At 58.3% G+C, this 25780-nt stretch carries 25 protein-coding genes and 2 tRNA genes; 12 read left to right on the top strand and 15 right to left on the bottom strand.

Annotation, left to right across the window (positions count from 1 at the left end):
• The 3 genes from ACR3EG_RS14275 to hisF all read right to left on the bottom strand — a co-directional run bounded on the left by ACR3EG_RS14275 (position 1) and on the right by hisF (position 1704).
• Positions 1-567 carry a hypothetical protein gene (locus ACR3EG_RS14275; RefSeq protein ID WP_480496903.1) on the bottom strand — a complete coding sequence of 189 codons (567 nt, stop codon included), beginning with the start codon at positions 565-567 and terminating at the stop codon, positions 1-3.
• 61 nt (positions 568-628) lie between these two features.
• Positions 629-946: a phosphoribosyl-ATP diphosphatase gene (locus tag ACR3EG_RS14270; RefSeq protein WP_170352529.1), complete on the bottom strand. Its 318-nt coding sequence runs from the start codon at positions 944-946 to the stop codon at positions 629-631.
• Entirely contained in the window at positions 943-1704 is a 762-nt protein-coding gene (hisF, locus tag ACR3EG_RS14265; RefSeq protein WP_480496904.1) for an imidazole glycerol phosphate synthase subunit HisF, read from the bottom strand. The genes ACR3EG_RS14270 and hisF overlap by 4 nt, the downstream gene beginning before the upstream one ends.
• A gap of 174 nt (positions 1705-1878) precedes the next feature.
• Here hisF and ACR3EG_RS14260 point away from each other — a divergent pair, with 174 nt between their 5' ends.
• Together ACR3EG_RS14260 and ACR3EG_RS14255 are read left to right on the top strand one after the other, a co-directional pair.
• Positions 1879-2271 (top strand): DUF302 domain-containing protein, encoded by a 393-nt coding sequence (locus ACR3EG_RS14260; protein WP_480496962.1) that lies wholly within the window; start codon positions 1879-1881, stop codon positions 2269-2271.
• 105 nt (positions 2272-2376) lie between these two features.
• A complete protein-coding gene (locus ACR3EG_RS14255; RefSeq protein ID WP_480496905.1) occupies positions 2377-2751 on the top strand; it encodes a hypothetical protein in 375 nt (124 codons plus the stop codon).
• A 16-nt stretch (positions 2752-2767) separates the two neighbouring features.
• Here the strand turns inward: ACR3EG_RS14255 and hisA are convergent, their stop codons facing one another.
• Positions 2768-3490 (bottom strand): 1-(5-phosphoribosyl)-5-[(5-phosphoribosylamino)methylideneamino]imidazole-4-carboxamide isomerase, encoded by a 723-nt coding sequence (hisA, locus tag ACR3EG_RS14250; protein WP_480496906.1) that lies wholly within the window; start codon positions 3488-3490, stop codon positions 2768-2770.
• A gap of 134 nt (positions 3491-3624) precedes the next feature.
• Between hisA and ACR3EG_RS14245 the strand changes: the two genes are divergently transcribed.
• Positions 3625-4026 carry a DUF2147 domain-containing protein gene (locus tag ACR3EG_RS14245; protein ID WP_480496907.1) on the top strand — a complete coding sequence of 134 codons (402 nt, stop codon included), beginning with the start codon at positions 3625-3627 and terminating at the stop codon, positions 4024-4026.
• A gap of 4 nt (positions 4027-4030) precedes the next feature.
• Here the strand turns inward: ACR3EG_RS14245 and hisH are convergent, their stop codons facing one another.
• Both hisH and hisB read right to left on the bottom strand, forming a co-directional pair.
• Complete coding sequence (hisH, locus tag ACR3EG_RS14240; protein WP_480496908.1) at positions 4031-4669, bottom strand: imidazole glycerol phosphate synthase subunit HisH; 639 nt, start codon at positions 4667-4669, stop codon at positions 4031-4033.
• Complete coding sequence (gene hisB / locus ACR3EG_RS14235; protein ID WP_480496909.1) at positions 4670-5257, bottom strand: imidazoleglycerol-phosphate dehydratase HisB; 588 nt, start codon at positions 5255-5257, stop codon at positions 4670-4672.
• A gap of 156 nt (positions 5258-5413) precedes the next feature.
• On the opposite strand from hisB, the gene ACR3EG_RS14230 reads away from it, so the two are divergent.
• Positions 5414-5653 (top strand): Lrp/AsnC ligand binding domain-containing protein, encoded by a 240-nt coding sequence (locus ACR3EG_RS14230; protein ID WP_480496910.1) that lies wholly within the window; start codon positions 5414-5416, stop codon positions 5651-5653.
• 2 nt (positions 5654-5655) lie between these two features.
• Here ACR3EG_RS14230 and ACR3EG_RS14225 read toward each other — a convergent pair whose 3' ends face one another.
• The 4 genes from ACR3EG_RS14225 to ACR3EG_RS14210 form a co-directional block, all read right to left on the bottom strand.
• Positions 5656-6258, bottom strand: coding sequence for a hypothetical protein (locus tag ACR3EG_RS14225; protein ID WP_480496911.1), 603 nt, complete (start codon positions 6256-6258; stop codon positions 5656-5658).
• A gap of 46 nt (positions 6259-6304) precedes the next feature.
• The gene (locus ACR3EG_RS14220) at positions 6305-7171 is read right to left on the bottom strand and encodes a GNAT family N-acetyltransferase (protein ID WP_480496912.1); all 867 of its coding nucleotides are present in this window, start codon (positions 7169-7171) and stop codon (positions 6305-6307) included.
• A 97-nt stretch (positions 7172-7268) separates the two neighbouring features.
• Positions 7269-7343: transfer RNA gene (locus ACR3EG_RS14215), tRNA-Gly, on the bottom strand.
• 33 nt (positions 7344-7376) lie between these two features.
• Positions 7377-7451 (bottom strand) — tRNA-Gly (locus ACR3EG_RS14210).
• Between the two features lie 157 nt (positions 7452-7608).
• On the opposite strand from ACR3EG_RS14210, the gene ACR3EG_RS14205 reads away from it, so the two are divergent.
• Complete coding sequence (locus ACR3EG_RS14205; protein WP_209195080.1) at positions 7609-7752, top strand: hypothetical protein; 144 nt, start codon at positions 7609-7611, stop codon at positions 7750-7752.
• Positions 7753-7767: 15 nt separating this feature from the next.
• Here the strand turns inward: ACR3EG_RS14205 and ACR3EG_RS14200 are convergent, their stop codons facing one another.
• The 4 genes from ACR3EG_RS14200 to ACR3EG_RS14185 all read right to left on the bottom strand — a co-directional run bounded on the left by ACR3EG_RS14200 (position 7768) and on the right by ACR3EG_RS14185 (position 14779).
• Positions 7768-8151: an MAPEG family protein gene (locus tag ACR3EG_RS14200; RefSeq protein WP_480496913.1), complete on the bottom strand. Its 384-nt coding sequence runs from the start codon at positions 8149-8151 to the stop codon at positions 7768-7770.
• Positions 8152-8229: 78 nt separating this feature from the next.
• The gene (locus ACR3EG_RS14195) at positions 8230-11667 is read right to left on the bottom strand and encodes a pyruvate carboxylase (RefSeq protein ID WP_480496914.1); all 3438 of its coding nucleotides are present in this window, start codon (positions 11665-11667) and stop codon (positions 8230-8232) included.
• A gap of 124 nt (positions 11668-11791) precedes the next feature.
• Positions 11792-12949: an alpha-hydroxy acid oxidase gene (locus ACR3EG_RS14190; RefSeq protein WP_480496915.1), complete on the bottom strand. Its 1158-nt coding sequence runs from the start codon at positions 12947-12949 to the stop codon at positions 11792-11794.
• A gap of 39 nt (positions 12950-12988) precedes the next feature.
• Positions 12989-14779 (bottom strand): sensor domain-containing diguanylate cyclase, encoded by a 1791-nt coding sequence (locus ACR3EG_RS14185; RefSeq protein ID WP_480496916.1) that lies wholly within the window; start codon positions 14777-14779, stop codon positions 12989-12991.
• A 179-nt stretch (positions 14780-14958) separates the two neighbouring features.
• Between ACR3EG_RS14185 and ACR3EG_RS14180 the strand changes: the two genes are divergently transcribed.
• Positions 14959-17565: an ATP-dependent helicase gene (locus ACR3EG_RS14180; RefSeq protein ID WP_480496917.1), complete on the top strand. Its 2607-nt coding sequence runs from the start codon at positions 14959-14961 to the stop codon at positions 17563-17565.
• Between the two features lie 519 nt (positions 17566-18084).
• Here the strand turns inward: ACR3EG_RS14180 and ACR3EG_RS14175 are convergent.
• Complete coding sequence (locus ACR3EG_RS14175; RefSeq protein WP_480496918.1) at positions 18085-18309, bottom strand: DUF1127 domain-containing protein; 225 nt, start codon at positions 18307-18309, stop codon at positions 18085-18087.
• 939 nt (positions 18310-19248) lie between these two features.
• On the opposite strand from ACR3EG_RS14175, the gene mraZ reads away from it, so the two are divergent.
• From mraZ to ACR3EG_RS14145, 6 genes are read left to right on the top strand one after another with little or no spacing between them, the layout of a single operon-like run.
• Positions 19249-19716 (top strand): division/cell wall cluster transcriptional repressor MraZ, encoded by a 468-nt coding sequence (mraZ, locus tag ACR3EG_RS14170; RefSeq protein WP_480501778.1) that lies wholly within the window; start codon positions 19249-19251, stop codon positions 19714-19716.
• 4 nt (positions 19717-19720) lie between these two features.
• Positions 19721-20713: a 16S rRNA (cytosine(1402)-N(4))-methyltransferase RsmH gene (gene rsmH, locus ACR3EG_RS14165; protein ID WP_480496920.1), complete on the top strand. Its 993-nt coding sequence runs from the start codon at positions 19721-19723 to the stop codon at positions 20711-20713.
• Positions 20710-21078, top strand: a complete 369-nt coding sequence (gene ftsL / locus ACR3EG_RS14160; protein ID WP_170352546.1) for a cell division protein FtsL — start codon at positions 20710-20712, stop codon at positions 21076-21078. Before rsmH ends, ftsL begins: the two co-directional genes overlap by 4 nt.
• The gene (locus ACR3EG_RS14155; RefSeq protein WP_480496921.1) at positions 21075-22862 is read left to right on the top strand and encodes a peptidoglycan D,D-transpeptidase FtsI family protein; all 1788 of its coding nucleotides are present in this window, start codon (positions 21075-21077) and stop codon (positions 22860-22862) included. Before ftsL ends, ACR3EG_RS14155 begins: the two co-directional genes overlap by 4 nt.
• Positions 22863-22884: 22 nt before the next feature.
• On the top strand, positions 22885-24366 hold the full coding sequence (locus ACR3EG_RS14150; protein WP_480496922.1) for a UDP-N-acetylmuramoyl-L-alanyl-D-glutamate--2,6-diaminopimelate ligase: 1482 nt from the start codon (positions 22885-22887) through the stop codon (positions 24364-24366).
• The gene (locus ACR3EG_RS14145) at positions 24363-25757 is read left to right on the top strand and encodes a UDP-N-acetylmuramoyl-tripeptide--D-alanyl-D-alanine ligase (RefSeq protein ID WP_480496923.1); all 1395 of its coding nucleotides are present in this window, start codon (positions 24363-24365) and stop codon (positions 25755-25757) included. The genes ACR3EG_RS14150 and ACR3EG_RS14145 overlap by 4 nt, the downstream gene beginning before the upstream one ends.
• Positions 25758-25780 lie beyond the last annotated feature (23 nt).

The raw sequence follows: 25780 nt of genomic DNA, 5'->3' as shown, positions 1-25780 counted from the left end.
CTATTCGCCTGTATACGCGAGGAGCTCGCCGTATTGTTCGATACGCCTTTGTGCCAACACAACCTCGCGCGGGACCCAGTCATATCGGGTGTCCTCGCTGAAGGGTGACCAAAAAAGAGTTCCGCCGTACCGCCAGGGGTCCAGAATGATTCCGTCCTGCATCCCATCCTCTAAACGACTGATAATCGCGGTACTGTGGTCAATTCGCAGCGGGTTATCCGCATTGGCGATGGCCCGGTGCATCTTGAGGGTTTTGAAACCCTCTTGGTTCAGACGCTGCTCGATATCCTCGGCCCAGTGCCAGCACAGTCCGCGCGGCCTTAGGCCCTTGTTGACCTTGGCATTGTGGATCAGCGGGGGATCGGTGATCTGGTATTCCTGCGCCAGCTGCGCGGTATAGGCATAGGTGATACGTGCGGCGCGGTCGGCCTCGGATGGATCAACGCCGGGCCCCAGATTGCGGATTTCGGTGGCCAGACGTTGCACCTCGTCCCCGGTCTGGGGCGGAGGGCTGGCACAAGCAGTCAGCGCCACAAGGGCCAATAGGGTGGCCAAGGTTTTGATCATCTGCGGGCCCTTTGATCCGTTCGGTGTTGAAACCCGATCATAAAGGCACGTCGGCGAAAGCCTAGCCCTTTGGCCTTGCAGCTTTTTCGGAGATGCCGCTGATACCTTGACGGCGGGCCAGTTCGGCCAACACATCATCCAGCGCCACATCGCGCGCGGCCAACATGACCAGCAGGTGATACAGCACATCCGCTGCCTCGGCTGTCAGCCCGGCTTTGTCGTTCTTGACCGCTTCGATGATGGCTTCAACGGCCTCTTCGCCGAATTTCTCGGCGCATTTCTCGGGGCCTTTGGACAACAGCTTGGCCGTCCAGCTGCTGTCGGGGTCCGCCCCCTTGCGCGAGTCGATCGTGGCGGCCAGATCGTGCAGGATACTCATGTCAGCCTCATGGGGATGCCGGCGGCGGCCATATGCTCTTTGGCCTCGCGGATAGTGTATTCGCCGAAATGGAAGATAGAGGCCGCAAGAACCGCGCTGGCCCGGCCTTCTGTGACGCCTTCTACCAGATGGTCCAGATTGCCGACCCCGCCCGAGGCGATTACCGGCACGTCCACCGCGTCGGAAATGGCGCGGGTCAGAGGCAGGTTAAACCCCGCCTTGGTGCCGTCGCGATCCATCGAGGTCAGCAGGATTTCACCGGCACCTTTGGCAACGACGGTTTTGGCAAACTCGACTGCGTCGATACCGGTGGGCTTGCGGCCGCCATGGGTGAAAATCTCCCATTTGCCAGGACTGACAGTCTTGGCGTCGATGGCGCAGACAATGCACTGGCTGCCGAACTGATCTGCCGACTCGGCGATCACGTCGGGGTTGGCCACAGCGGCCGAGTTGAAGCTGACCTTGTCCGCCCCTGCCAACAGCAGGGCGCGCACGTCATCCTTGGTGCGCACGCCGCCGCCTACGGTCAGGGGGACAAAGCATTGTTCTGCCGTGCGCTGGACCACATCGAACATGGTGCCTCGGTTTTCATGGGTGGCGTGAATGTCCAGAAAACAGATCTCATCCGCGCCAGCCTCATCGTAAGCCTTGGCCGATTCCACCGGGTCGCCCGCATCACGCAGGCCAACAAAATTGACGCCCTTGACCACGCGGCCATCAGCGACGTCCAGACAGGGAATGATGCGTGTTTTCAGCATGTCGAAGTCCTTTGTTGGCGCACCTCTAACGGCAAAGCCCCGCCGATGCCAGACTTGTGATTGTGATCTGCCGCGAAGCCGTGGAAATTAGGGATGAAATTCATGAAAAGGATTATCGAGATGCGACATCTTATTCTTGCTTCAATACTTACATTCGGAGGGGCACTGTCCGCCATGGCAGACGACATCATCAAAGTTGAAACAAATAAATCCGTGGCCGAGGCGCTGGACGCGCTCGAGGCTGCCGTCGGCAATGCAGGCGCGACCGTCTTTGCCCGCGTCGACCATGCCGCCGGCGCCGAGAAGGTGGGTACACCGATCCCGGCCAATCAGGTGCTGATCTTCGGCAACCCTGCACTTGGTACACCCGCCATGCAGATCGACCCGCGCGCCGGGCTGTTCCTGCCGCTGAAGGTTCAGGCTTACGAGGACGCCGACGGGCAGGTCTGGTTGGCCTATGAAGACCCGAAAGAGACCTTGGAGGATCTCAATGGTGTCTCTGACGCGCCGGTCATCGAAAAGATGCGCGGGGCACTGGCCAAACTGACTGCAGCGGCCGCGCAATAAGGTTCCGCCACGCCGGCGGGTGCGTGGCGATACCTCTCAAGTTTTGGGATGGCGGCGATTTGTGATAGAATTGCCGCATTTCAAAGTACATATTGGGAGGTTTTTATGAAAATTGCCTTACAAACAATCAGCGCAGCAGTGATGTGTGTCGGGGTGTTTACCACCGGAGCGTTTGCGCAAGATTTCATGTCCAAGTCAGAACTTTTGGCAACCCTACCCGGGTCAACAGTCCGGTCTATTTCTAATCAGGATGACAAGACCCAGTGGGCACAGGCATACAGCACTGGTAGCAAAAAAGGTAAACTTGCCGGTAATTTTGGGGGAAACTCCTACGACGGCGAGTGGTATGTTGATGGCGATAAGTGGTGCGAAAAGACCGGAGACTGGACCGGTTGTTTTCAATTCGTAAAAATCAGTGAAACGGAGCTGCAGCCATACAAAGATGGGCAGCCCCGGAAACACACATGGAAGCTGGAATAAGCGCCGGTCGGCTTGATTACGCGCCGAGCGTGGCCAGCGCTTCTTTCAGATCAAGCGCCCCATCGTACAGCGCACGGCCCGAAATCGCGCCATTCAATTCCACGCCACAATCGCGCAGGGCGATCAGATCGTCCAGCGAGCTCACTCCGCCCGACGCGATCACCGGAATGGACACCGCGCGGGCGAGGGCGGCTGTGGCTTCAATATTCGGGCCCTGCATCGCGCCGTCGCGGTTGATATCGGTGTAGATGATGGCCGCGACGCCCGCATCCTCGAAGCTGCGGGCAAGTTCGGTGACCTCGACATCGGTTTCCTCGGCCCAGCCTTTGGTGGCGACCATGCCGTTGCGGGCGTCGATGCCTACGGCGACTTTGCCGGGAAACTCACGCGCGGCTTCGCGGACCAGATCGGGATTTTCGACCGCAACGGTACCAAGAATGACGCGGGCGAGCCCTTTGTCGATCCAGGTTTCGATTGTGGCCATATCGCGGATGCCTCCACCTAGCTGGGCGGGGACTTTGCATGCCGACAAGATCGCCTCGACCGGGGCGGCGTTGACCGGCTCGCCGGCGAAGGCACCGTTCAGGTCGACCAGATGCAGCCACTCGCACCCGGCTTCGACAAATGCTTTCGCCTGGGCGGCTGGGTCGTCATTGAACACAGTCGCCTTGTCCATTTCGCCACGCAACAGGCGCACGGCCTGGCCGTCTTTGAGGTCGATGGCGGGGTAGAGGATCATGATCGGCGGCCCTATATCAGTGTTACACGCGGGGGATATCGCACAAGCGGGGCAGGGGATGCAACGCGACGCGGGGTCATTCTTGCCCGACGACATAAGGCGCGACAAAGTGGCCTCATAAAAGGGAGAAGATCATGAAATCTACATTCATTGCAGCAGCGGCCTTTTCTGTTCTTTCTACGGCAGCGCTGGCAGACCCGGTCGACGGTCTTTGGAAAACCGAACCCGGAGATGAAGGCAACTATCTGCACGTTTCGATCCAGCCCTGCGGCAGTGCGATCTGTGGAACCATCGACAGCGCGTTTGACGCCGCGGGCAATCAATCGTTGAACTATGAGAATCTGGGTAAACAGATGATCTGGGACATGGTGGCCGACGGGGATGGCGCGTATTCCGGCGGAAAAATCTGGGCGCCCGATCGCGACAAGACCTATGGCTCAAAAATGCAGTTGGACAGCCAGAACAAGCTGACCGTCAAAGGCTGTGCTGCGGGTGGTCTGATCTGCCGCGGCCAGACCTGGACCCGCGTTCAGTAAGGGATCAGGGCTTCCACGTCAGGAAGTTCCCGATCATGCGCAGCCCCACATCCTGGCTTTTCTCGGGGTGAAACTGCATTCCAACCATCGTGTCACGGCCAATCACGGCCGTGACGTCCTGCCCATAGTCCACATAGGCCAGACGCTGCGCTGGGTCCGCGACCCGGAAGTGGTAGGAGTGGACGAAATAGGTATGATCGCCGGATTTCACCCCGTCAAACACCGGGTGATCGCTTTCCAGAACCAGATCGTTCCAGCCCATGTGCGGTACTTTCAGCGCGCTGTCTGAAGGCTCAATCCGCACCACATCGCCCGCAACCCAGCCCAGACCATCAGTGTCGGTGTATTCGTGGCCCGTTGAGGCCATCAGCTGCATCCCGACGCAGATGCCCAGAAACGGACGGCCTTTCTGCTCGACCGCTTCGACCATGGCGTCATGGATGCCCTTATGGCCGCGCAGTTCGGCGGCGCAGGCCGGAAACGCCCCGTCTCCGGGCAGAACCAGCCGATCGGCGCGCGCGACAACATCCGCGTTCGAGGTCACGACGACCTCACCCGCATCCAATTCCCGCGCCATGCGCTGAAACGCTTTTTCGGCCGAGTGCAGGTTTCCGCTCTCGTAGTCAATGATCGCCGTGAGCATTTACAGCGCGCCTTTCGTGGACGGAATCGCATCCGCCTTGCGCGGGTCGGTTTCGACCGCCAAGCGCAGGGCGCGGGCGACGGCCTTAAAGGCAGCTTCGGCAATATGGTGGCTGTTGAAGCCGTGCAACTGGTCGATATGCAGGGTGATGCCGCCATGGGTGGACAGCGCCTGAAAGAACTCACGCACCAGCTCGGTGTCGAACGTACCGATCTTGTGCGTCGGCAGGTTCACGTTCCAGATCAGGAACGGACGGCCGGACAGATCCAGCGCACAGCGCACCTGTGCGTCATCCATCGGCAAGTGGCATTCGCCATAGCGCCGGATGCCCTTCTTGTCGCCTAAAGCCTGCGTCAGCGCCTGCCCCAGCGCGATGCCGGTATCTTCGACCGTGTGGTGGTCGTCGATGTGGTAATCGCCCTTGGCGCGGATCGTCATGTCGATCAGCGAATGACGCGCAAGCTGGTCCAGCATGTGATCGAAGAACCCAACGCCGGTCTGATTGTCATAGGTGCCGGTGCCGTCCAGATTGACCTCGACCGAGATCTCGGTCTCGGCGGTCTGACGGCTAATCTTTGCGCTGCGCATGGGCGAATTCCTTTTGCTACAGGCGGCCTTATAGACGGGGAAGGGCGCGCATATCCAGACCGCAAAGGCGCATTCGCCGTAAACTGTTGCAGGGGATTGCACCCCGGCGCGGCCCATGCCAGCCTGCGGGTAACACGAACCAATAAGGCCCGGCCCATGTCCACCTGTGTTTTCATCCAGATCCGCTGCAAACCCGGCACTACTTACAAGGTCGCCGAAGAGATCGCTCTGCGCGAAATCCACTCCGAGCTGTACTCGACCAGCGGCGAATATGACCTGCTGTTAAAGCTCTACATCCCCGAGAACGAGGATGTCGGTCATTTTATCAATGAAAACCTTTTAGTGATTCCCGGCATCGAACGATCTTTGACCACAATGACGTTCAAGGCTTTCTAGGGTCAGGCTAGAGTGTCGCCCGCTGTGTCTGACAGGATGGTTCCGGCAAGAAACGCGTGGTTATGGGACCGATGGTCTGATGCTCCGGCACGCAGAAACCGCTGTGCCCCGAAAAGCAGCATTAGAGGCAGGACCAAGGAAATCAGATGGTTTTGCCCGATAACAAGGGTCCAGACAATTCCGACTGCGCACAAGATCAGCAACAGGCCTGAGTGGTTGCGCATCTGTTTCTGGCAACGGGTCTCATAGGTCAGAAAGCCTTTGGTCGTGCAGCAGGTCAGAATTACTCCGGTCGCGAAAATACTGCTGAGAACAAGCGAGTCGATATTTTCGATTAACATGTTCGCAGCACCGCGAGAGCCGGAAAAAACCAATAGTTCGATCAGCGGAGTTATAACGACCATGAACACATTGATACCAAGTAATATAGGCTGAGGGCGCAGGATATTCCCAGCATACAAGACGCAGACACAAACTGCCAAAACGGCTCCGACCCAACCCGCCAGACGCTGATCTTCCAGTGCGCGCGCGAGGATCAGAAAACTGAGGCCCGGTAGATTTTCGAATATTTCCAACAGCAGCCATTTTTGATGGTAACTCAACATAGGCCTAGCCCTTCCAATCTGTAGCCCGAAGTGGCGGGCGAAAATACTAACCCAACTCAAACGTCGTTACCCCGAAAATCCTGCTTAGATCGATATCTGGCTCGTGATCAGAATACATCCGTGCGGTTTCGAACACTTTTTCCAATCCCAACTGTTCGGCCATCGCGAAGGCCGCCGCATTTGGTTGCGGTATGTCTACAAAGACATCGTGATCGCGGTGATCCACGGGGATAGCCGCCAAGAGGCTGGCCAACAGCGCCTGCGCTATTGCGGCGTCGTCGGCAAATAGCGGACCCACCTTATATCCCGTCTTGCAGGGACGAAGGGTGGCATATCCTCTGATCTGACCATTTTCGGTGTAGACGCGTGAGATGTGGGAGTAGGCGCTTAGCCAGCTTTGCAAAAATGCGTCCCGCGCTGCCGGGAATAGCTGCCGATCGTAGGCTTTAAGGGCGTCGGTGGCTGTCTTTATGGGCGCAACCCCATTGCCCAGAACTTGACCCAGTTTGGGCAAGACCTGTCGAACGGGGGCGCCGAAGCGGAAATTGTTGTAGGCAAAGGTGAACCCTGATTTCCGGTAATTATCCTGTTGTTCGACTACGCCATCCAGCCCCATGTTGCGGCCTTCACAATGGGCAAGTGCGTGTCTGGCTATCTCGAGACCGTGGCCGTGATGTCGAAATTCGGGCCGAACAATGTAAAAGCCAAGGAATGAAAAAGCGTCGTCATAGTTCACGGCCGAGACCGACGCGATCATCTCACCATCCAGAAAGCCGCCCAGAAATCCATTTGGGTCTGTTGGGCGAAAACACTGAGCGTCGTGTACGCCTGGGTTCCACCCTTCGCGGCCTGCCCAGTCAACGGCGTGTTGTAATTCATCTGCGGTCAGTGACCTGATACTATATCCTGACATGTTAAAATCCTGAAACTTGTAACGATAACACCTACAACGCCAACAGAATGGCGCAACAATTTGCAGGTTGCCAGAAAAGTTTCAAGAATTTGGTATCTGGAGCGGGCGAGGCGATTCGAACGCCCGACCCTAACCTTGGCAAGGTTATGCTCTACCCCTGAGCTACGCCCGCATCAGATACTATGTTGGTCCGAAGACCTCTCAATGGAGCGGGCGAGGCGATTCGAACGCCCGACCCTAACCTTGGCAAGGTTATGCTCTACCCCTGAGCTACGCCCGCGCCGTTGAGTGAGGAGGGATGTATAAATTCCCGCGCAGGGCTGCAAGCAGAAAAGCACAAAAAGGTGCAAAAATATTTCGACGGAAATGCGCGGCTGAAGTGTTCAAGACATAGAGCAACGTAAAACAACAAGGATGGAAACGAGGAAATGAAGCGGGTGGCAGACATTAAGACGGCTCTATTGGCCGGTTTGATCGTTTTAAGCTGTGCACTGAGCGTGCGGGACGAGGACAGGCTTGGAAAGGCCGAGCCTGACCTCGGGCAATTGCCTAGGGTTGAAACACGTGTTTTGACCGGCTGACCCGTGTTGCGGTGATCAAAAGGCCAATATCAGATTCGAGATAGCCGCCACCAGAAGGGCAGTGAACGTCAAAACCATACCGAGTTGGCGTAGGATAACGATCTGAGGCGTTTTACCGAATCCATAGGCATGCAGCATGCGTCCGGAAAGCAAACACAGCCCCAACAGATTGACCAACAGGCCGCTCGCCCCCTGAAGCTCGACCATGGCGATCAGCAGCAACCCAAACGGAGCATATTCTGCAAAGTTGGAATGGGTTCGTACCGCTTTAAGCATCTCGCTGTTGCCCGAGTCGCCATACGAGATCTTTTGGCTCCGGCGGGTACTAATGACCCAACCGCTGAGAGCGACGTAGATGATCGCCAGCAGCGCAGCGTAGATAGGTGTGATAGACAGCATGTTTTCCCTCCCGTTTGCAAAGCGACGGGCCGCCCGCATGTCCGAGCGGCCCGAAGGTTGGGAATTAAACTAGATCGTTCACTCAAGTTCGACCAGTAGGTCCTTAGCGTCAATCTGGCCGCCGGGCTGCACGTGGATCGCCTTAACGGTCGCGTCACGCTCTGCGTGGATGCCAGTTTCCATCTTCATAGCTTCGATGGTCAGCAACAGGTCGCCTTCCTTCACCTCTTGTCCGGCAGTAACGGAAACGGTTGCGACGACGCCGGGCATTGGTGCACCGATGTGGCCGGGGTTGCCGGTTTCAGCCTTGGGGCGCGTCTGTGTCGACGACGTGACAAGACGGTTCGGCACTCGAATTACACGCGGTTGGCCGTTGAGTTCAAAAAAGACCTTCACTTCGCCTTTTTCGTCGGTCTCACCAATAGCCTGACACCGAATTTCCAATGTCTTGCCGGGGTCGATCTCGGCCGTGATTTCTTCGCCCGGTTCCATTCCATAGAAAAAGGTGCGCGTGGGCAGGGTGCGAACCGGACCATAGGTACGGTGGCGGCCCATATAGTCCAGGAAGACCTTGGGATACATCAGATACCCGTTCAGATCCTCGTCATCGACCTCTTTGCCTTCCAGTTGCTTCGACAGCTCGGCGCGGGTGGCTTCAAGATCGACGGCAGGTACATCCTTGCCGGGGCGGTCCGTATTGGGGGCCTCGTCCTTCAGCACCTTCTGGATGATGGTGTCAGGGAACCCACCCGGAGGCTGACCCAGGTTGCCGCGCATCATGTCCACGACTGAATCGGGGAAGGCCACATCCGTATCCGGGCTTTCCACGTCATCGCGGGTCAGGCCCTGGCTGACCATCATCAGCGCCATGTCACCAACCACCTTGGACGAGGGCGTTACCTTCACGATATCGCCGAACATCTGGTTCACGTCGGCATACATCTGAGCGACCTCATGCCAGCGTTCTTCCAACCCCAAGCTGCGCGCCTGCGCCTTGAGGTTGGTGAACTGACCGCCTGGCATTTCGTGCAGATAGACCTCGGAGGCCGGAGCCTGCAGGCTGGACTCAAACGCCGCATACTGGCCGCGCACGGCCTCGAAATAATCGCTGATCTCGCGGATGGCCTTGATGTCCAGCCCGGTGTCACGCTCCGTGTGGCGCAGCGCCTCGACGACGGTGCCCAAGGTGGCCTGAGAGGTGTTGCCCGAGAAGCTGTCCATTGCACAATCCACCGCGTCCACGCCCGCCTCGGACGCGGCCAGAATGGTGGCGCTGGCGATGCCCGCGGTGTCGTGCGTGTGGAAGTGGATCGGCAGTCCGACCTCTTCCTTCAACGCGCGGATCAAGATCTTGGCCGAGGCCGGTTTCAGCAGACCCGCCATGTCTTTCAGGCCCAGAACATGCGCGCCTGCGTCGCGCAATTCTTTCGCCATGCCGACATAGTATTTCAGGTCATACTTCGAGCGATCTGGGTCCAGAATGTCGCCGGTATAGCAGACGGTGCCTTCACAGATTTTGCCGTTCTCGACGACCGCATCCATGGCCACGCGCATGTTTTCAACCCAGTTCAGCGAGTCGAATACACGGAAAACGTCGATGTTTTGCGAGGCCTGACGGACAAATTCCTGCACCACGTTGTCAGGGTAGTTGGTATATCCAACGCCATTGGCCCCGCGCAGCAGCATCTGGGTCATCAGGTTCGGCATCGCTTCGCGCAGGTCACGCAGACGCTGCCACGGGCATTCCTGCAAGAATCGATAGGCCACGTCAAAGGTCGCACCGCCCCAACATTCGACCGAGAACAACTGCGGCAGGTTGGCCGCATAGGTCGGTGCCACCTTGATCATGTCGATCGAGCGCATCCGCGTGGCCAGCAGCGACTGGTGCCCGTCGCGCATGGTGGTGTCGGTGATCAGCAACTGGCGCTGCGCTTTCATCCAGTCGGCCACGGCCTGCGGGCCTTTTTGCTCTAGCAGGTTGCGGGTGCCCATCTTGGGTTCACCCTTCAGAGCGGGCGGTTTGGCCTCTTTCAGGTCAGCACGGGGCTCGGGCCGGTCCTTGGTTTCAGGATGCCCGTTGACGGTGATATCCGCGATATAGGTCAGAACTTTGGTGCCCCGGTCACGGCGACGCTTGAAGGTAAACAGGTCCGGCGTCGTGTCGATGAACTTGGTGGTGTATTCATTCGACAGGAAGGTCGGGTGTTTCAACAGGTTGATGACAAAGTCGATATTGGTGCTGACACCGCGAATACGGAACTCGCGCAGCGCCCGGTCCATCCGGGCAATCGCAGCCTCAGGCGTGGGCGCCTTGGCCGTAACCTTGGTCAGCAACGAGTCGTAAAAACGCGTGATCACCCCGCCCGCATATGCGGTGCCGCCATCCAGACGAATGCCCATTCCGGTGGCCGAGCGATAGGCGGTGATGCGACCATAATCGGGGATAAAATTGTTCTGCGGATCTTCGGTCGTGATCCGCGTCTGCAGCGCGTGACCGTTCAGACGCACGTCGGACTGGCTGGCAGCACCAGTTGCTTCGGCCAGAGTTTTGCCCTCGGCGATCAGGATTTGCGCCTGCACGATGTCGATGCCCGTGACCTCTTCGGTGACGGTGTGTTCGACCTGTACGCGGGGGTTCACTTCGATGAAGTAGAACTTGCCGGTCTCCATATCCATCAGGAATTCGACCGTGCCCGCGCATTCGTAATTCACATGGGCGCATATTTTGCGGCCGAGTTCACAGATTTCCGCGCGCTGTTCGTCAGACAGATACGGGGCAGGGGCGCGTTCAACGACCTTCTGGTTCCTGCGCTGGACCGAGCAGTCGCGTTCATACAAGTGATAAATCTCACCATGCTTGTCGCCCAGAATCTGCACTTCGACATGGCGGGCGCGGGTGATCATCTTTTCCAGATAGCCTTCGCCATTGCCAAAAGCGGCCTCGGCCTCGCGGCGGCCTTCCAGTACCTTTTCTTCCAGCTCGGCCTCGGATTCGATGGGGCGCATCCCGCGTCCACCGCCGCCCCAGCTGGCCTTAAGCATCAGCGGGTAACCGATCTCGGCGGCCTCTGCGCGGATCGCGTCCATGTCATCGCCCAGAACCTCGGTTGCAGGAATGACCGGAACGCCAGCTGCAATCGCAACGCGGCGGGCGCTGGCCTTGTCACCAAGGGCGCGCATGGTTTCAGCTTTCGGTCCGATGAAGGTGATGCCGTTCTGCACACAGGCATCCACGAAATCGGGGTTTTCCGACAGCAGGCCGTAACCCGGGTGGATCGCGTCTGCGCCGCATTCCTTGGCGACGCGGATGATTTCATCAATCGAAAGATATGCAGCCACCGGGCCCATGCCTTCGCCAATGCGATACGCCTCATCCGCCTTGAAACGGTGCAGGCCCAGCTTGTCCTCTTCGGCGAAGACAGCGACGGTGCGTTTGCCCATCTCATTGGCTGCGCGCATCACGCGAATGGCAATCTCGCCGCGGTTGGCGATCAGGATCTTTTTGAAGTCGGTCATTTGCGGTCCCGGTCTTTATGGTTTGGCCGTGTTCATAAGCGGACAATACGCGCACGTATATCAGTCGTTCTGGGTAGAACCGGCATGTTAACGCTCGCAAACGCCCTATGTTGGCGCTAACATATTACACGTGCCGCGCCGCAGCATCAATCTGAGATATTGCAGGTGGCAAGTGATCCAGAGATTCTGCCCCCAGCTGACCCATATTCGCCAGCAGATCTTGCCGCAGAATGTCTATCGCATGGTCAGGGCCATCGACACCTAGGGCTGCGAGAGCATACATGAAACCACGCCCAAGCATGACCAAATCTGCGCCCAGTGCTTTCGCGCGCAGAATATCCAGCCCCCCTTCGATGCCGCTATCGAGTATCAGTGGCAGATCTGTCGCGGCGCGAATGGCTGGTAGCGCCTCGATACTTGCGGGGGCGGCGTCGAACTGTCGACCACCGTGATTGGATATCCACAAGGCGTCGACACCCGCCTGTTTCAGCGGTTCAGCATCTTCGGCACGCATGACCCCTTTAACTATGAAAGGACCATCCCACGCATCGCGCAGCCATCTGACATAGTCCATGTCCGGCGACGTGCGCAGTAGATACCCAACATGCGCTGTCGGAGGGAGATTGCTTGAATCGTCGGTGTATTTGTCCAATGTGCGCATCCGCGGTGGCCCACTACGCGCCATGGCCAGGGCCCATGCAGGCCGTTGAATGATTTGTGCCAGCAAGCGGGGGGTCAGCCTGGGCGGGTTCGTAAGCCCAGAACGGGTTTGTCTTTCCCGTCGAGAGGCCACCGGCACGTCCGCAGTCATTACCAGCGTGGAAAACCCGGCAGCTTTGACCCGGTTGAGCAAATCCATGCGGATGTCTGGGTCCTTAGGGGGATAGAGTTGAAACCACGCGTCATCCCCGATGTGGCCGTCCAGGTCTTCGGGGCTTTGGGTCGCAACGTTTGATAGGGTGAAAGGCAGGCTTGCCGCCGCGCAGGCCCGTGCCAAAACCCCCTCGGCGTCGGGCCAGATCAAGCCCGCCATTCCGATCGGAGCTACACCAAACGGGAGTGGGTAACGTTTCCCCAAAAAATCGGTGCCGGTGTCGCAAGATATCGTTCCGTGCAGGATTGAGGGCAAAAAGCGAATACGATCCAGGGCGGTGCGGTTTCGGTTCAGTGTCGCTTCGACTCCGGTACCGCTGTCCAGATATTCCCACACGAAATGGGGAATTCTGGTTTTAGCCCGATGCTTCAGATCTTCGATGCTGGGGTATCTGCTGTGCAAATCCATACGGATTGATCGTGGTTGGCGTCTGATTCGGCAAGAAATTTAGGACTTTGCGCTAATTTTGGCGATGGAAGGCGTTGTATTGCCAGTCTGATCCCCGCGCCCAGAGCTCGGATCAACCTTGCCGGCCACCTGAACCTGATTGCGGCCCTTGTCCTTGGCCTCATACAGAGCATCATCCGCCGAGCGCATAAGATCCTGCGGCATGGTTCCATGCGCCGGGTAATTGGCGACACCCACAGAAATCGTTATGCGGGGTAGCGATTTTTCACCGTACCGCACGGTAATACCCTCAACCGCCTGGCGCAGCTGTTCAGCGCGGGTCATGGCATCTTCCGGAGTATTGTCGGGCAGGATCAGCATGAATTCTTCCCCGCCAATCCTGCAGGCGATCTCATCCCTGTCACACCCTTGTTCCAACGCCGATCCAACGGCGCGCAAAACCATATCTCCGGCGTCATGCCCATGAGTGTCGTTAAACTTTTTGAAGTGATCCACGTCCACTGCAATCAGGCTGAGCGGAGCACCTGTCTGCTGGCTGCGGCTAATGGACTTGCGCAACGTCTCGGTCATATGGCGCCGGTTGAACAAGCCGGTCAGCGGGTCCCGCACTGACTGGTCATGCAACTGGTCGCGCATCCGAACGTTGGCGATTGCCATACTGATTTGCTCGGCACATAGCTGCGCCAGTTTGCGGCTTTTGTGAAAGCACGTGTCGCGGCCTTCCAGCGCCCGCAGATGCAGCAAGCCAACCGTTTCGCCGTGGGCCAGAATCGGAAAGCAGAAATAGGGCCGTCCGTCATGGGGCTCGGCATGTTCACAGACAAAGTCGATCTCGGACGCACCGAATTCATAGGTTCGCCCCCGACGCAGGCCCCAGCATCCTTCGGGGTGGATGTGAGACTTATGCGTGCCGCCATTCCAACTGGCACACCCATCCAGCACATCGCGTGAGTTCGAGTATACATACACACTGCCCTCTGCCTCGGGCAGGATGTGGGTCATGAAACGCGAGACCAGGTCGAAAAGCTCGTCCAGAGACCGGCTGGATTGCAGCCATTCATTCAACTCGCCCAGCAAACGGACTTCTCGGGCCAAACGCAGTTGTTCGTCCATAAGCTCACGTTCCTTGGCTGCGCGCCCGCGAAGGCTTTGAACCTGGCGGCGGTTAGAGCGGAACACGACCAGTGTCACGACACTGAAAGCAAGAAGGGCAACAGTGCTAAGAATAAACAGAGACAGTCGCACGCGATCTATGAACAGGTTCCTGACATCCGTAATGTCCGAATAGAACTCAATCGCGCCCAGAAAACGACCGTCTCGAATGATCGGAGTGTAGATTTCGGCAACGTGGCGTGTTTGCGGGCCCGAGGCGTGAATAGCGTCGCCATCGAAATCCTCGACCTCGGACAAAGGTTTTTCTTCGTGTTTATAGTAGATATTGCCTTGTTTGATTACGGCGTCAAAGTACGGTTTGGAATTCACTGACCCTAGGTCGGAGGACCGTGAAGACCAGAAGACGCGACCATCTGCGTTGAACAGTTTGAAACGATAGATGTCTGATGTTGCAGGCAAAAGCTCAAGAAACTCCTGATCATGGCCGCCGACGAATCCGGTTTGGAACGTGGCTTGAACATCCTTCAGGTGCGATGTCACTTGTTTGCCGAGCTGCGTGGCTTCTTTTCTCAGGTCCGCTTCAAGCATACGGTCCACGACCGGAGCAGGCACTGCGTATATTCCCCAGCCAGAAAACGCGGTCAGGGACAAAAGCGTCAGCACAATGGCCGCCAATTTCAGCCGATATGACCAGCCTGGTTTAAGTTTTTGTTCCATGATCGCGCTCCCACAGCTTTGAATTCACTATCGAGTGCGCTTTTTGAGCAAAGGTTAACGCGCGTCGGCAAACTGCAGAGCTGTTGAATAGAATTTCTTATAGTTCAAACGGTAATTCTTGGCGAACAAGGGGTGAACAAACCCTTTCCCTCGGGCCTTATTCGGCGTAGCTTGGCACGATGAGCAGTTTCGATGAAATGGACGCCTTTGAAGGCGCATCCCTGTCCCAGCGCGCCATGGTTGCGCGCCCGGCACCCTATCTTGATGATCTGAACCCGGCGCAGCGCGAAGCGGTTGAGCGTCTGGATGGGCCGGTTCTGATGTTGGCCGGGGCAGGGACCGGCAAAACCAAGGCACTCACGGCGCGGATTGCGCATCTTCTGACCAAGGGGCAGGCGCGGCCGAATGAGATTCTGGCCGTGACATTCACCAACAAAGCCGCGCGCGAGATGCGTGATCGCGTGGGTCGCCTGTTGGGTCAACCGGCCGAGGGGATGCCGTGGCTGGGCACGTTCCATTCGATCTGCGTCAAGCTGCTGCGCCGCCATGCGGAACTGGTGGGTCTGAAATCAAACTTCACCATTCTGGACACGGATGATCAGCTGCGCTTGCTCAAGCAGTTGATCAAGTTGGCCAATATCGACGAAAAACGCTGGCCCCCGCGAATGCTGGCCGGGATCATCGACGATTGGAAGAACCGCGCGCTAACACCCGACAAGGTGCCTGCCGCGGATGCAGGGGCGTATAACAACAAGGGTATTGAGCTTTATGCCCAATACCAGACCCGCCTGCGCGAGCTGAACGCCGTCGATTTCGGCGATCTGCTGTTGCACATGGTCACGATCTTTCAGCAGCACGAGGACGTGTTGCAGCAATATCAACGTTGGTTCCGCTACATTTTGGTGGATGAGTATCAGGATACCAACGTCGCCCAATACCTGTGGCTGAGGCTGCTGGCCGGGGCGCATAAGAATATTTGCTGCGTGGGCGATGATGACCAGTCGATCTATGGCTGGCGCGGGGCCGAGGTTGGCAATATTCTGCGGTTCGAAAAGGATTTTCCCGGCGCGTTTGTGGTGCGGCTTGAGCAGAACTACCGATCGACTCCGCATATTCTGGCCGCTGCCTCGAATGTCATTAGGGGCAACGAAAACCGTCTGGGTAAGGAACTGTGGACGGCCGCAGAAAATGGCGAAAATGTTCGCTTGATCGGCCATTGGGATGGCGAGGAAGAAGCGCGCTGGATCGGCGAGCAAATCGACGACCTTGTTAACGGGAGTTCTCCTGTTGCTAAACGAAGACAAAACTCTCGATCAGATCAGATGATGAGGGAGGTTGAGCGTCTCGATGAACTGGGTGCATTGAAGGGGCTCAATAGAAGAGAGGATGTCCTCGATAGGTTGAAGCAGAATAAGAGCTTTTTGGCAGACGATCATCGGAAAAGTCTTATCTGGGAATTGACGATGAGGCAGCAAGAAGGTCGATCACTGGAAGCGGCTTTCCCGAGATTCTATCTGGATGAGATCGCCATCCTTGTTCGTGCCTCGCACCAGATGCGCGCGTTCGAGGATCGGTTTCTGACCATCGGTCTGCCTTACAAGGTGATCGGTGGCCCTCGGTTCTATGAGCGGATGGAGATCCGCGATGCCATGGCCTATTTCCGGCTGGTGGTCAGCCCCGGTGACGATCTGGCGTTCGAGCGGATCGTGAACACGCCCAAGCGCGGCCTTGGCGACAAGGCGCAACAGACGATCCAAGTGACCGCGCGCGAAAATGGCGTGTCGCTGGTCGATGGCGCGCGGATTGCGGTCGATAATGGGCTGATCAAGGGCAAAGGCGGCAAGGCGCTGCGTGAGCTGATCGAAGGGCTGGCGCGCTGGAATGCGATGACGCGCGGGCCGCGGATCGAGGTCGAGGATGAGTCGGTCATCGACGACGGCGCACCCCTGCGGTTTGGTGAGCCTGAGGTTTCGCATATCGAACTGGCGCAGATCATTCTGGATGAATCCGGCTATACGGCCCATTGGCAGAATGAAAAGACGCCCGAGGCGCCGGGGCGGTTGGAAAACCTCAAGGAACTGGTCAACCAGTTGGACAATTTCGAGAACCTGCAGGGGTTCTTGGAACACGTCAGTTTGGTCATGGACAATGAGCAGGATGGCGACGGGGCCAAGGTCTCGATCATGACGCTGCACGCGGCCAAGGGGTTGGAGTTTCCCGCCGTGTTCCTGCCGGGGTGGGAGGATGGCTTATTCCCCTCGCAACGCTCGATGGACGAATCCGGCCTGAAGGGTTTGGAGGAGGAGCGGCGGCTGGCCTATGTCGGTATCACCCGCGCGGAGGAGGTCTGTACGATTTCCTTCGCGGCCAATCGGCGGGTGTTCGGGCAGTGGCAAAACGCGATGCCATCGCGATTCATCGACGAATTGCCAGAGGATCATGTGGAGGTGCTGACACCTCCGGGGCTTTATGGCGGCGGGCAGGCTACGGCCAGCATCGAAACACGCGCGGCCGAAGCGAATGTCTATAACTCGCCTGGCTGGAAGCGGATGCAGGCACGGCAGGGACAGTATGGGATGTCTCAGCCCAAAGAAAGCCGCAATACGGTGATCGATGCGACGGCACTGGCGAGTTTCACGCTGGGTGAGCGGGTATTTCACCAGAAATTCGGCTATGGCGCGGTGATCGACATCGAAGGCGACAAGGTCGAGGTCGATTTCGACAAGGCCGGGGTGAAGAAGGTCGTATCGCGATTCTTGTCGGCTAAGGACGACGTACCGTTTTAATCAAATGGAATGTGCCTGACGGCACATGCTCGACTCTGCAAGGGCGCCCGGTTCTGACCGCGGCGCCCTTTATGCGTTCAGAAAAAGAAAAACGGCGGTTTCCAGGGAGGAGGAGAGGAAACCGCCGTTCTTTGCAACATCGAGACAGGGAGGAGGAGAGTCCCGATGTATCCGAACCCGGGTTTGATCCCGGTATGTGTAAGTCGCGACGACACCAGGGAGGAGGAGAGGTGTCGTCGCGCTCTTTCAACATCAGGGCAGGGAGGAGGAGAGCCCCGATGTATCTGTTTCCGGGTCTGATCCCGGTATTTGTAAGACGCGGCGACGTCAGGGAGGAGGAGAGACGTCGCCGCGCGCTTTCAACACCGGGAAAGGGAGGAGGAGTACCCGGTGTGTCGCGTTCCGGCGTTCAGGGCCGGTATAATCTGCGGCGACACCAGGGAGGAGGAGAGGTGCCGCCGCTGAAATACAGGTCCTAAAGGGAGGAGGAAGGACCTGATCTCGGTTATGTCGGTGCGCTTAACGTGCGCTGTATTCTTCTGCCGCCTGCATCGCGAGGCGACGGATCATCGACCGGTGTAGGCCAAGATCAGCCAGTTCGCGGTTCGACAGCTGGGACAGCTCGTTGACCGTCTGGCGATAGATGCGATAACGGGCGTACCGAGTTTTTGCGGCTTCAATCAGAGAGGCCAGGCCGGTTGCCGGTGCGCCCTTGAGCGCGGTCTGATGTGTTACTGCTGCCATTTGCTTAACCCGATATGTCTCGTTGCTGCCGGATCGTTCCGGCGTTTGCTTGAGACTGAAGATAGGCGAATGCTGCGATTGCACAATAGCTCACGTCGTCAATGCTGCTATGCGGCAAATGCATAGATATCAAAGCGTTGTAAGATATCCGCCAAAAGTGCCTTAAAAATAAGGGTTTTCACGATTTACAGTTTTCGCCACAAGTGTCACCTTGATTTCTTGCGCATAAAGTTTGCCCCAACTTTCATCGCCATTTCCTGAAATTTGTGCGCTTTGAGAGCGCCCTCGCTCATTGAAAAAGAGAAGAATCTTTTGGGGGAGGGGTAAATGGGAAACCATGGGTCTTTCTGCAGACGATGATAATCAGCTCGTTTTCAGACGCTGATTCGCGGTTTTTAGGGTGTGTTTGAATGGCGATTACCCAAGAATCCGCACATTAAGAAAAAAAGTTGGGAAATCGTGGGACATAGTGGGTTCACCTCATTCTTGTCTATATGTTGTAGCAAATCGCGATTCGGTTACTTTTTGTGGTGCACTTTTCCTGTTTGCGTCTATTGAGATTCTCCTTATATTGGGCTCTTCGCGATGACGTGTCGGAATTTTTTATTTGATTTCCATGAATTCCCATGGCATCCCTTATTCATCCGATGAGGACGAGGCACATGGGGCACCAAACGACCCCGAACCAATAAAATTCAGGTTTCATACAGGCATCTCGCTTTCATCAATCAAGAGATCCGGCGCGCGGGCGAGCAGACATCCCCCCAGGTGGCGCGCGCAGCTGGACTTCCCGCTCAGCGGGCCAATGCGGCGGGTTGATCAGTGGCAGCAGATCAACCCGCCGTTTTTCATCCGGGGGGAACGTGAAGTTCAAGTGGGGCGCAAGCGAAAGGGACAGTCGTCTTGGCGCGCAGGTTCAGAGGTGAAAGCCACCACAAGGTGGATACGAAGGGCAGGGTGTCGATCCCGGCCTCATTTCGCCGTGTGCTTGAAACTTCGGACCCGAACTGGCAACCCGGTGATAACCCTGAGCTTGTGATCGTCTACGGCGATCATCGTCGAAAATACCTTGAATGCTACACAATGGAGGCGATCGACGAGGTCGACGCCAAGATTGATGCTTTGCCGCGCGGATCTATGCAGCGCCGGATGCTGCAACGCATGTTCCACGGTCAGTCCCATCCGACCAACGTTGATGAAACGGGTCGTCTGGTACTGCCCGCCAAGCTGCGCAACAAGATCGATCTGGACGGCGAGGCTTTCTTCATAGCGGCTGGCGATACCTTCCAGATTTGGAAGCCCGAGACCTATGAGGCCGAAGAGCTGGCAAAGGCCGAAGAGTGGTTGGACGATCTGCCCGATGACTTCGACCCGATGGTCTATCTTGATGGCGTCGAGGGGGCGTAGCGGCATGGCCGACGCTCTGACCCCTTCGGACAAACCTCATATCCCTGTTTTGTTGCGCCCATTGCTGGCGGCTGTGGCCCCTGTTTCGGGCGTCTGGCTGGATGGCACGTTCGGCGCCGGTGGGTACACAAAAGGCTTGCTTGAGGCGGGGGCTGAGAAGGTTATCGGTGTGGACCGCGATCCGTTGGCCTTTGAAATGGTCGCGGATTGGGTTGGTGACTACGGCGACCGATTGGTGATGCAACCCGGTGTGTTCTCACGCATGGATGAATATGCACAGGATTTGGATGGGGTTGTGTTGGACCTGGGCGTGTCCTCGATGCAGCTGGACCAGGCCGAGCGTGGGTTTTCCTTCATGAAGGACGGCCCGCTGGATATGCGGATGAGCCAAGAAGGCGAAAGTGCCGCTGATTTGGTCAATGCCGCGTCCGAGGCGCAGTTGGCTGATATTCTGTTTCACTTTGGAGAAGAGCGCGCCAGCCGCCGCATCGCCAAGGCCATCGTCAAGGCACGTGCGGAGGAGGCGATCACGACCACGCTGCGTTTGGCCGATATCATCGAATCCTGCCTGCCGCGCCCAAAGCCGGGTCAATCGCACCCGGCAACGCGAAGCTTTCAGGGCCTGCGAATTGCAGTAAATGCGGAATATGAGGAACTGTTTCAGGGTCTTATGGCCGCCGAGCGGGCTTTGAAACCCGGCGGACAACTGGCAGTGGTGACGTTTCACTCCATCGAAGACCGCATGGTCAAACGGTTCTTTCAGTCGCGCGCGGGAAAGACCGGGCGCGCCAATCGTTACGCGCCTGAAATCGCGCAGGACTTGCCGCAATTCACCTTGAAAACGCGCAAGGCGGTAGGGCCGGACGATCAAGAATTGCAGGAGAATCCGCGTGCGCGCTCGGCCAAGTTGCGTGTTGCTGTGCGGACCGAGGCTCCGGCGGGGGAAATTGAGGCCCGTGCCATTGGGATGCCGCAAATTGGGGGAAGGGCAAAATGAAGAGTGTATTGTATGTGATGACTGCGCTTTCGGTATTTGGGTTGGCTTTGTGGGCCTATCAGGAAAACTACCGCACGCAGCAGGTTGTTAAAGAGACACAGAAGCTGCAGCGTGAGATCGGCATGGCGCAAGTTCGGCTGGCGGTTCTGAATGCAGAATGGGCCTATCTGAACCGCCCGGACCGGTTGCGTGAACTCGCCGACCTGAATTTCGAGCGTCTGGGCCTGCTGCCTCTGCGCGCAGAACAGTTTGGGCGGGCTGACCAGGTCTCTTATGCCGAAGATCCCGATCTGCCGATCGTTGATCCGATCGAACTGCAGGCGATCACGAACATTCAGGCGTTTGGCGAGGTGCAAATCCCATGACCCGGACACCGCTGCGCCCCTTAGCCCGTATCCTTGACGCCCGCGCCCGCGGCGAAAACCCCAAAGCCATCGAGCGCGAAAATATCCGCCAGCGTCACGAAGACATGAAAGACCGCGCCCGCGCCCGTGCTGAAGGGCGCCTTTTGGTTTTGGGCCTGTTCTTTTTCTGTGCGTTTTCGGTAGTTGGTTTTCGCATGGGGATGCTCGCCACCTCCGAGGCGCAAGAGCCGCTGGCCAGCGCGCCCGGTGCCGCCATTGCCATGCAGCGCGCCAATATCGTCGACCGTGAAGGACGCATTCTGGCGACCAATCTGGACACATACTCGGTCTATGCGCAGCCGCCCTTGATGATCGACCCCGAAGCCGCCGCTGATCAATTGGTTGCGATCTTCCCCGATCTTGAAAAAGAACGTCTGGTCAAGGATTTCACCGGCAATCGTAAATTTCTGTGGATCAAGAAACGCATCTCGCCCGAGCAGAAGCAGGCCGTCCATGACATCGGCGACCCCGGCATCCTTTTCGGCCCGCGTGAGATGCGACTTTATCCCAACGGCAAGCTGGCCGCGCATATTCTGGGTGGCTCGGGCTTTGGGCGCGAAGGCGTCAGCGCCGCCGAGGTAATCGGTGTCGCGGGCGTTGAAAAGCAATTCGACGACTATCTGCGTGACCCGGCCAACGGCAACAAACCTCTTCAACTGTCTTTGGACCTGACTGTTCAGGCGGCGGTCGAACAGGTTCTGTATGGTGGCATGAAAATCATGAACGCCAAGGGAGCCTCGGCCGTTCTGATGAATGCACATACGGGTGAGGTGGTATCGGCGGCCTCATTGCCGTCGTTTGACCCCAATGACCGACCGCGCCCGCCGACCTCGGGGTTCGATCCCTCGGACAGCCCCTTGTTCAACCGCTATGTGCAGGGCGTGTACGAGCTGGGCTCGGTCTTCAAGATTTTCACGGCGGCGCAGGCGGTGCAGCTTGGGCTGGTGAATTCCGAGACGATCATCGACACCTCGGGCCCGATGCGGATCGGGCGCTTCCCGATTGGTGAGTTCAACGGCAAGAATTACGGCAAGATCAGCGTGGCGGACGTGATCGTCCACAGCTCGAACCGGGGAACGGGGCGGTTGGCGCTGCAGATCGGCGCAAAACGGCAGCAGAATTTTCTGCGTGCGCTGGGTATGTTCGATCCGACCCCGTTTGAAATTGTCGAGGCCAAGGGCGGCGAACCTTTGAAGCCCAAGAAATGGGGCGAACTCAGCACGGTTACGATCTCTTATGGCCATGGTCTGTCGACAAGCCCGATGCATCTGGCGGCGGGCTATGCAGCGATTGCCAATGGCGGGCACTATGTCAGCCCGACGATCCTGCGCAAAAATGGGCCTCAATACGGGCCACGCGTGATGTCTGACAGTGCCGCGCAACAGGCGCAGCGGATGTTGCGCAAGGTTGTCACCGACGGCACCGCCAGCTTCGGCGATGTTGCAGGCTATGACGTGGCGGGTAAGACCGGCACGGCTGATAAGCCCAAACCACGTGGCGGCTATTATGATGACAAGGTGATTTCCACCTTCGCGACAATCTTCCCAGCCTATGATCCAAAATACGTGCTGATCGTCACGCTGGATGAACCATCGATCGTCGCCTACGGCGAAAAGCGCCGGACGGCTGGCTGGACAGCCGTGCCCGTTGCTGCCGAGCTGATCGGGCGCATTGCCCCGTTGTTGGGGTTGCGACCTCGGCTTGAGCCTGAAGCGCGCGCTGCTATAACGCTCACCTCAAATTAGACCGTCCGACAGAGGGTAGGGCATGGGCACAAGACCAAAAACACTCAGCCAACTGGCCCTGACCGCACGCAGAGGCGCGAATCCCGAAATCACCGGTCTGGCCGTGGACAGCCGCGAGGTGCAGGAGGGCTTTCTGTTCGCTGCCTTGCCCGGCACGCGGGTTCATGGCGGCGCGTTCATCCAATACGCCCTGCGCATGGGCGCGGCGGCGATCCTGACGGACGCCGAAGGGGCCGAGATTGCAGCCGATGAACTGGCCGCATCAGACGCGGCCTTGGTCGTTGTCGAAGACCCGCGTCAGGCGCTGGCTGGTTGTGCCGCACTATGGTTTGGCGCGCAGCCGCAGACCATTGTGGCCGTGACCGGGACCAATGGGAAAACCTCGGTCGCTACATTCGTGCGCCAAATCTGGATGGAGTTGGGCCACGCCGCTGTTAACCTTGGCACCACCGGGGTCGAGGGCGCATGGACTGCTCCTCTGGCCCATACCACGCCCGAGCCGATCACCCTGCATCGCTGTTTGTCCGAGGCCGCCGCAAATGGTGTGACCCATGCCGCGATGGAGGCGTCCTCGCACGGGTTGGAACAGCGTCGTTTGGACGGCGTGCATCTTGCGGCTGCGGGTTTCTCGAACTTCACGCAGGACCATCTGGACTATCACGAGACGTTCGAAGCGTATTTCGCCGCCAAGGCTGGACTCTTCGACCGGGTTCTGCCCCAGGACGGCACAGTCGTGGTCAATATGAGCGACCCCAAAGGAGCCGAGGTCCGCAAGATCGCCAAGGCGCGCGGACAGGAGGTTCGGACCGTTGGGCTGGGCGATGCCGATCTGTGTCTTATGAACCAGCGTTTTGACGCGACCGGGCAGGATTTGCGGTTCTCGTGGCAAGGCAAGGTCTTCCAAACCCGCCTGAACTTGATCGGAGGGTTTCAGGCCGAAAACATCCTTCTGGCCTGTGGTCTGGTGATCGCGGGCGGGGAAGAGCCTGAACGCGTGTTTGAAACTCTGCCGCATCTGACAACTGTGCGCGGTCGGATGCAGCTGGCCGCCACGCGCCAAAACGGTGCGGCGGTGTTCGTCGATTATGCCCATACGCCGGATGCTGTGGCCACTGCGCTCAAGGCATTGCGCCCGCATGTGATGGGCCGCCTGATTGCCATTGTTGGCGCAGGCGGTGACCGCGATGCGACCAAGCGGCCTTTGATGGGGCAAGCGGCTGCAAACCATGCCGACGTGGTTTTTGTCACCGACGACAACCCGCGTAGCGAAGACCCGGCCACCATCCGCGCCGCTGTTCTGCTTGGCGCGCCCGAGGCGACTGAAGTTGGCGACCGGGCCGAAGCCATTCTACGGGGTATAGACGCGCTGCAGCCCGGTGATGCGCTCTTGATCGCGGGCAAGGGGCATGAGACCGGCCAGATCGTTGGCGATCAGGTTCTGCCCTTTGATGATGTGGAACAGGCCAGCATCAGCGTGGCCGCGCTGGACGGGAGAGTGGCATGACGCTCTGGACTGCGGCTGAGACCGCCGAGGCAACCGGCGGGCGTGCGACCACCGATTGGGCCGTGAACGGCGTGTCGATTGACACGCGCACTTTGCAACCGGGCGATCTGTTCGTGGCGCTGAAAGCGGCGCGGGATGGGCATGATTTCGTGGCGCAGGCGTTGGAAAAAGGGGCAGGGGCAGCTTTGGTGTCCCGCATCCCTGAGGGCGTGGCCGAGGATGCGCCGTTGCTGATCGTCGACGATGTGCAGACCGGGTTGGAAGCGTTGGGCCGGGCCGGTCGCGCCCGCACGGATGCGCGTGTGGTTGGTGTGACAGGAAGTGTCGGCAAGACTTCGACCAAGGAAATGCTGGCCAATATTTTTGAAACGCAAGGAAAAACCCACGCCAGCGTCGCCAGCTACAACAACCATTGGGGCGTGCCGCTGACCTTGGCGCGGATGCCACGCGACACCGAATTCGCCGTGATCGAGATTGGCATGAACCACCCCGGAGAGATCGCTCCGCTGGCGCAACAAGCCCGCCCGCATGTGGCGCTGGTGACGACCGTGGCGGCCGTGCATCTTGAGGCGTTCGAGTCGGTCACGGGCATCGCCCATGAAAAGGCTGCGATTTTCGAGGGGCTGGAGCCCGGAGGCACAGCCATCGTGAACGCCGACATTGACGACGCGGATGTGTTGCGCAGCTGTGCGCAGGCGCAAGGGGCGGGAATCGTCGAATTTGGGCGGAACGCTGCGGATTATGTGCTGACGGATGTGGCGCAGACCGCCGACTCGGTCCATGCTTCTGCGGCGCTGGACGGGGTGCCATTAAGTTTTGACGTAAGGTCGGCAGGGACGCATTTCGCCATGAACGGGCTGGGTGCTTTGGCGACATGCGTTGAGCTGGGCGTTGATCTGGAACAAGCCATTGCCGGGCTGCGCCGGTGGTCTCCGGTCGCGGGTCGCGGCGTGCGCGAGACGCTGCCGCTGGCGAGCGGTGGGAAGATTGAGCTTCTGGATGACAGCTATAACGCCAACCCGACCTCGATGGAGGCGGCCTTGGACGTTCTGGCCGCCGCGCAAGGCCCGCGTAGGATTGCGTTTTTGGGCGATATGAAGGAGTTGGGCGCGCAGGAAATCGCCATGCACGCGGCCATGGCCGATATTGCAGCGATGGCGCATGTGGATCAGGTGCATTGCATCGGTCCGTTGATGCAGGCGCTGCATCAGGCGTTGCCCGAGGAGAAACGCGGGCTTTGGACGGAAACCAGTGCCGAAATGACCTCGCATCTGCCGGATCTGATCCGTGCGGGTGATATCGTGCTGGCCAAAGGATCTTTGAGCATGGCGCTGGCGCGGATTGTTGACGGTTTACGGAAAATGGGGCAAGGGGGCGCGCTTGAGCCATGATCGCCGCACGAGAAAGGTGTTAG

The sequence above is a fragment of the Ruegeria sp. AM7 genome (assembly GCF_056535965.1).
The sequence above is the reverse complement of the archived record's forward strand: the minus strand, read 5'-3'. Positions and strand labels throughout refer to the sequence as shown.